Below are 7,639 nucleotides of genomic sequence, written 5' to 3' on the forward strand. Positions count from 1 at the left end.
GGTTGATCAATTTCCCATCCTAAATTTGAATAGAGCGGGAAATAAAGTTCGAAATAATCGGTTACTAAATTGAGTCGAATTCCAGAGTCATACATAAATTCGGGATTGAAGGATCGGTTTTTCACCAAACCAATATCGCCATAAGCTTCAATATAGCGCCATATAGTTGTGCTCACATTAGCAGTAGCCATCCATTGATTGGCGAAAGGCGTCTCTAGTTTGGACTTAAATCCACCTTCGGCAATGATAATTTGCTGACTGAAGATCCCTGAGTTTTCAGAACGTCCCAAATAGTTATAATCAAATAGGTAATCGGTTGGTCGGTCCAAAGCAAAGCTAAAATAGTCGGAGGTTGGATCGGTTTTATTGTATAGAAATGTCCCAGCAAAAAACCTGAAATTGAATTGTCGGTTGCCTTCTGTAAGTTTTCGCCACTCGTAGTTGATTGCTATTTTTCCGAACTTTTTAGCGGCTTGAAAATCATAATAAAATTTTGAAAAATCAATCAAATCAGTATGGGCATTCACATATCGGATGTTAAAAACACTATAATCAGGATCGATTACGGTAAGCATTGGATTGTCCTTGAGGGATCTGGAAATATCTAAATACCTCAAATTTATATAACTCGATTTGTTGGATCTAAAGTTATTGTTGTCTCTAAAATGAAAGGAGACACTGGGACTGATTTTGGTTACAAAGGCATTTTTCGCAAAAGAGGCATAAGCACCGCTCAGGCCATAGGTGATCATATGTAGGTTTTTATCGTCAACATGCTGTGTATAGAGACCCATGGCGCTGCCAGTAATGGTTTCTGAATTAAAAGAATATTTGGGTGACAGTCTATAGGTGAAATTTTTCATCAATAGCGTTTTGTTATAAATTTTGGCACCCAGCGTGAAGCCGTCATAAATATTGTTGAATTCTACTAATGGCATAAAAAACACCTGATCATAGTTGGGATCTTCAAAGTCCTTAAACAAGCGAAACTGTAAAGGTTTGTTGTTGAAAAACCAGCCTCTTAGTGACTTCCAATTGTCTCGAAGGTTATTTTCGGGAATTGTATTATCGTAATTCAGCACCAACTTGGTAGCCTCGTTGCGCGGAATGGTTAATGTTTTTGAACCATAGATATGCTCGATCCATGTTTTTGATAGTACGGAATCATTTTTAAGAGTAAATAGAGAAACAGGGAAATTGTTTTTTCGTTTATTCTTAATGGTAAAGGTGACAGAATCATCAGTTTTGACAATATCCTTAATTCTAAAGTCTATTTTTTTTCTGCTATTGAGATAGTCTTCAAAAAACCAATCGACGTCTTTATCAGTATTCTTTTTTAATAAGTTTTCAAAATCGGCAGAGGTCGTGTTTTTTAATTTTGAAATTTCAAGATATTCTTGAATGGTTTTTTCAACGACATCACCATTGACAAAATCATCTAAATATTTCAATCCGATCCCTGCTTTATATTTCCCGGCGATACTGGCGTTGAATTTCAATAATGCATCTTTAGGCATTGTTAAGGCTTGATCCCTGTTGGTGCGCGCCATTTGCATGAAATAAAGATTGTATTGCTCATTAAAATTAAGACTGGCGGCATGAAATGAACGAGCGCCCCAATAATCGCCTAAAGTGCCCAACAATTTAAGATCCGGATAGTTCTCTTCCACATATTTCATCAAATAATAAATCTGAATGCCATCACTTAGCCAATAATCCTCTCGCGGATTTAATAAGAGCGTGTTGTCAAGGTAGTTGCCGAGGGTGGTTTTCAAAAGCTTAAGCTCATATTGCAGGTTTCCAGGAAATGGATTCAGGAATTTGGGCAATTGATTCAAGCCATAAAGTGGATCTTTTTTATATTCGATATTTGTTACTAAAAGAAAATCATGCGGATATTTCCCTAGGTTTTTAGTAATGAATTGCGTGATTTTATCGGTAAGGATGGCACGATCGATAGGCATGATGCCTTCATTTTCCAAATCAGTAATGACCGTGAAATTATCTGTCTGTACAAAATTAAATTTCGGGAATTTATTGAGATAGAGTTTGCTGTCCACCCGATCTTTTCCATAAAGATAAAAGGTTTGTGTGCTGTCATGGGGCACCGTTTCTTGAATGGCGAGTTCAGAATAAACGCCATAATTTTTCGGAAATTCTATTTTGAGACTGATATCGGCTTTTGGAACAAACAGATCGTCCAAGTTTTTATTGCTGTAATAATGCCAAGCTCCATCATAAACGGCAGGAGTGATGTACCAATATTTTAAATTAAGATCGTTAGCTTCCGTAATTCCATAATCCGTAAAGGTATCATCGGGAAATCGCAGATTGTAAAAAAGGTCAATTTGATAATACTCGTTTGGCAATAGCGGCGTGGACAGCTCTACTTCTACAACATCAGGATGCTGTTTTAATCTGGTATGATTGAGTTCCTTTCCAGTTTCATCTTTTATTGCGGTAATATTTGTAAAACCTCGCATTTCATTGGTCGCAAAGTGGAATTTTGTACTGTATTCTTCGGCAAACCGAATGGCCAACGGAGTTCTTTTGGTTGAGAAACTATTGTTCCAATCGTTTAGGTAAATCGTTTTTAATGTATCGTTTGTGTTATTTTGATAGCGAATGGTCTGCGAGACTTTTGCACTCTTTTTTCCCACGTCAAATGTAGCATCGATGTCGATCTTATTTTGACCAAACATCAATGCCGCATAGAAAACCAATAAACTGAAAAGAAACCGTCTTTTTAATGTGCTAAATGACAAATTTTAAAGTTTTAAAATTCTGTTAGAGCCCGAAGGATTATTCCTGGTTTTTCGCAAAAAAAAGATTTCGGCCAAGGAATCTCTAATTTAAGTTGTTGGTGATTTATAAGAAATTATCTGATATATTTTCCGCCAACATATCAATTCGTATCGTTATACGAGCTCTAATTTATTCAAATTTTAGAACTAATAGTAAAAATTTATTGTTTAAAATTTAGAAGTTCGGACTTAATTCAAACTCCTTGTAAAAACTGTTTAGAATTTCAATAACCTCATCAGGCGTATCCACTATATGAACAAGATCCAAGTCCTTTGCGCTGATGGTGCCAAATGAATCTAAAAGTGTACTTCGTACCCATCCTAAAAGGCCTTCCCAAAACTCAGTGCCCACTAAAATGATCGGGAATTCTTCAATTTTATTGGTCTGAATTAGTGTAATGGCTTCAAATAATTCGTCCAAAGTTCCAAAACCCCCAGGCATCACCACAAAACCTTGCGAATATTTTACAAACATGACCTTTCTGACAAAAAAGTAGTCAAAATCCAAGCTTTTATCAGCGTCTATATAGGGATTGTCGTGTTGCTCAAAAGGTAAATCAATATTCAGACCCACCGAAGTTCCGCCAGCAATATGGGCGCCTTTGTTTCCTGCCTCCATGATGCCCGGACCGCCACCAGTGATAACACCGTAACCATGTTCGACAATTTTTCTGGCCACTTCTTCTGCTAATTTATAATATTTATGATCTGGTTTGGTACGGGCTGAACCAAAAATGGAAACACAAGGTCCAATTTTGCTCAATTTTTCATAACCGTTTACAAACTCGCCCATTATTTTAAAAATGGCCCAAGAATCGTTTGTTTTTATTTCATTCCAAGATTTACTGTGTTTTTCTAATCTCATTAGATATATTCTTTATTGATTGTGTTATTAGTCTTCAGTATTCAGTCTTCAGTCTTCAGTCTTCAGTCGGCAGTTGGCAGTCGGCAGTTGGCAGTTGGCAGTCTTCAGTCTGAGAACATCTGTCATTGGTCTTCTCTAAATTCTATCCTCTTTCTTCTCCCTTTAGAAATGCCAAAACAGACAAATTTAATGGAAAATATCATAATAAGTTCGATTCGATCAATTTTAAAAAAATTTTAGATTGGAAATTGGAAAGTTAGATGGATGGTTAATGACCTGCTTCAAATTGTTGATTATTTAGGTTAGATAAGGTGTTGTTTGGTTATTGAATCTCGACGATCATGTACTATTTCGTGGGAATTCTTGAAGCCATAGAATGGTGACATCATCGTAAATTTCCTATAATTTGGTTAAAGATGATGTCATTATGAAGAAAAGCAGGATGTACCTCATTAACTTAGAGTTTAATTGTCACATCATCAATTATTAATATTTCTATTTATAAAGCGTCTTAACAATAAAAAAAGGCAAATCTCTCGATTTACCTTTTTATATGTGCGTTTTTTATAATACTAATAAAGTGTGCTTATAGCGGTCTACGACCAGAAATGATATTGTAAAGAATAGCAATCACTGCGATTACTAAAAGAATGTTGATTAAGCCACTGTTTGACATGCCTGCTACAACACCAAAAAATCCTAAAAGCCATATTATAATACAAATTACGGCTACAAGCCAAAGAATATTTCTCATAATAGTTAGTTTTAAAGTTAAGTACCAAGGTAATAAAAATTAGGACTATCTTGTGTGCTTATATGAGTAAAACTTTAACACAATTGATTAAGGTTTATTAGTGGAACTCTTAAATTGCTTCGTTTTTGTGAATTTCAAGTTCTTTTTTTAGGAATTTTGCAGTGTAGCTTTTCCTGTGTTTCGCCACTTCTTCCGGAGTTCCTTCTGCAATGACTTCTCCACCGCCTTTGCCGCCTTCATAGCCTATATCTATAATATAATCTACTGTTTTGATGACATCCATATTATGTTCAATAATTAAGATGGTATTTCCTTTATTAACCAATTTATTGAGAACATTCATCAAAACTCTAATATCTTCAAAGTGAAGGCCTGTGGTAGGTTCGTCTAAAATATAAAAGGTGTTTCCTGTATCGCGCTTGCTCAATTCAGTCGCTAGTTTGATACGCTGTGCTTCGCCTCCAGAAAGCGTAGTGCTTTGCTGTCCAAGCGTGATATAACCCAAACCAACATCTTTGATCGTTTTGAGTTTATTATGGATTTTTGGAATGTGTTCAAAGAAATCAACCGCTTCATTTATGGTCATGTCCAAAGTATCGCTAATCGATTTTCCTTTGTAACGAATTTCAAGGGTTTCTCTATTAAAACGTTTGCCTTGGCAAGTTTCACATTCGACATAAACATCGGGCAAAAAGTTCATTTCAATAACTCGTAAACCACCACCTTGACAAGTTTCACAACGCCCACCTTTCACGTTAAAACTAAAACGTCCTGGTTTATAACCACGAATCATGGCTTCTGGAATTTTGGCAAATAAACTGCGAATTTCGTCAAAGGTTTTGGTGTAAGTTGCAGGATTGCTACGAGGCGTTCTTCCAATAGGCGATTGGTTAATGTCAATCACTTTGTCAATATGCTCCAAACCTTTAATGCTTTTATAAGGCATTGGTTTTTTGACACCATTAAAATAATGAGCATTGAGAATAGGGTACAGCGTTTCATTGATCAAAGTCGATTTTCCACTGCCAGAAACTCCTGTCACGCCAATCATCATTCCTAACGGGAGTTTTACAGAAACGTTTTTTAAATTATTGCCCGTGCAGCCTTTCAACTCTATAAACTTGCCATTGCCTTCACGTCGTTTTTTCGGAATTTCGATTTGTTTGGTGCCGTTTAGATAATCTGCGGTAAGCGTGTGGTGTGTTTTAAGTTCTTCAGGCGTTCCAATACTGATGATCTCGCCACCATACTTTCCAGCTTTTGGGCCGATATCAATCACATAGTCGGCACTTTCAATCATGTCCTTGTCGTGCTCCACCACAATAACAGAATTACCGATATCACGAAGTGCGATCAATGATTTGATTAATTTTTCGTTGTCACGCTGATGTAAACCAATACTTGGTTCATCCAAAATATAGAGCACGCCGACCAATTGTGAGCCAATTTGAGTGGCCAATCGGATCCGTTGTGCCTCACCGCCTGATAATGATTTTGAACTTCTATTAAGTGATAAATATTCCAATCCAACATCTAATAAAAACTGCACACGGGTTCTGATTTCTTTTATAATTTCTTCGGAAATCTGGAATTGCTTATCGGATAATTTCGGAGCCAAATCAGAAAACCATTGCGCCAAATCGCTAATGTCCATATTGGCCAATTCAGCAATATTCATTCCGTTGACCCTAAAATAAAGTGATTCTTGACGTAAACGCGAGCCATGACATAAGTCACATTCCACCTTGTCCATATACTCTTTTGCCCAACGTTTTAAAGAAGTTGTTTCGGCTGTAGTAAATTGATTCTCAATAAAATTGGCGACCCCTTCAAAATCGATTTTGTAATCTCTGGTAACCCCAAGCGTTTTGCTTTCTACAGAAAACTTTTCGTTGCCACCATATAAAATCATTTTTTTAGCCTCTTCAGGTATGTCCTTGTAAGGATCCGTCAACTCAAAGTTGTACCGTTGGGCAATGGTTTCAAATTGTTTGAAGATCCAGCTGTTTTTATAAGGACCGTGAGGAACTAAAGCACCAGCTTTTATAGAAAGACTGTCGTCAGGAATGATTTTTTTATCATTAACCTGATAGAGTTTGCCAATTCCATTACATTTTGGACAGGCACCTTTTGGCGAGTTGAAAGAAAAGTTATTCGGCTCAGGGTTTGGATAGGAAATTCCTGAAGTGGGACACATCAAACTTCTGCTAAAATAGCGTGTTTCATTCGTGTCTTGATCCAATACCATAAGGATGTCCTCCCCATGATACATGGCCGTATTAATCGTTTCGGTGAGACGTTTGTCATTATCGACAGAATCATCAATTTTAAGACGGTCGATGACAATTTCAATATCATGATTTTTATAACGGTCCAATTGCATGCCTTTTACCAAGTCCTTGACTTCGCCATCGGCACGTACTTTAACAAAGCCTTGTTTGGCGATTTGCTCAAACAATTCACGATAATGTCCTTTACGTGAGCGAATCACAGGCGCTAAAATATTGATGCGTTTGCCGTTAAAAGTTTCTTTGATCAGACTTTTGATTTGCTCATCGGTATAACTGACCATTTTTTCGCCCGTATTATAGCTATAAGCGTCACTTGCTCGCGCGTATAACAAACGTAAAAAGTCGTAGATCTCTGTAATCGTACCCACGGTTGAACGTGGCGATTTGCTGGTGGTTTTTTGCTCAATGGCGATCACCGGTGAAAGACCATCGATTTTATCCACATCGGGACGTTCGAGACCACCAAGAAATTGACGGGCATACGCCGAAAATGTTTCTATATAACGTCGTTGACCTTCGGCATAAATGGTATCAAAAGCCAATGACGATTTACCGCTCCCAGAAAGTCCTGTAATGACGACAAGTTTTTCTCGGGGAATGGAAACATCTATGTTTTTTAGGTTGTGAACGCGCGCGCCTTGAACCTCAATTGTATCTTCAAATTGACTCATGGAATTGTAGAATGGGCTTTAGCAAAATCATCTGACTGCTCAGTAATCCAAACAGGGTTGCAAAGATACAGTTTCTGCATTAAATTATGAAGTGAGGGTTGCTTAGAGTTTTGTTAAATAAGTGCTTGGTTTTTAGTGGTTACAATTTCTAAAATATGAAAATCATGAAGTGTTTAGTCGAAATAAAATCGATTATAAATCATTGTTGACAGATTAAAGCTGCGTTGATCTACTAAGAATAGAGATAAATAAAG

Annotated in this window: 4 protein-coding genes; all 4 read right to left on the bottom strand. The window is 36.9% G+C overall.

What is annotated here, in order from left to right:
* Positions 1–2,765 (bottom strand): metalloprotease (locus tag ABIQ28_RS14795; RefSeq protein WP_348038659.1); only part of this gene is annotated, 2,765 nt, incomplete at its 3' end.
* Between the two features lie 214 nt (positions 2,766–2,979).
* Positions 2,980–3,669, bottom strand: coding sequence for a TIGR00730 family Rossman fold protein (locus ABIQ28_RS14800; RefSeq protein ID WP_348038661.1), 690 nt, complete (start codon positions 3,667–3,669; stop codon positions 2,980–2,982).
* Positions 3,670–4,255: 586 nt separating this feature from the next.
* Positions 4,256–4,423, bottom strand: a complete 168-nt coding sequence (locus tag ABIQ28_RS14805) for a lmo0937 family membrane protein (protein ID WP_348038663.1) — start codon at positions 4,421–4,423, stop codon at positions 4,256–4,258.
* Between the two features lie 109 nt (positions 4,424–4,532).
* Complete coding sequence (uvrA, locus tag ABIQ28_RS14810) at positions 4,533–7,385, bottom strand: excinuclease ABC subunit UvrA (protein ID WP_348038665.1); 2,853 nt, start codon at positions 7,383–7,385, stop codon at positions 4,533–4,535.
* Between the last annotated feature and the right edge of the window lie 254 nt (positions 7,386–7,639).

The sequence above is a fragment of the Gelidibacter sp. genome (assembly GCF_039916245.1).
Taxonomy (GTDB): domain Bacteria; phylum Bacteroidota; class Bacteroidia; order Flavobacteriales; family Flavobacteriaceae; genus Gelidibacter.

Coding starts and splice junctions, on each gene's coding strand:
- ABIQ28_RS14805 (WP_348038663.1), bottom strand. CDS start 4,423: ATGAGAAATATTCTTTGGCTTGTAGCCGTAATTTGTATTATAATATGG.
- uvrA (WP_348038665.1), bottom strand. CDS start 7,385: ATGAGTCAATTTGAAGATACAATTGAGGTTCAAGGCGCGCGCGTTCAC.
- ABIQ28_RS14800 (WP_348038661.1), bottom strand. CDS start 3,669: ATGAGATTAGAAAAACACAGTAAATCTTGGAATGAAATAAAAACAAAC.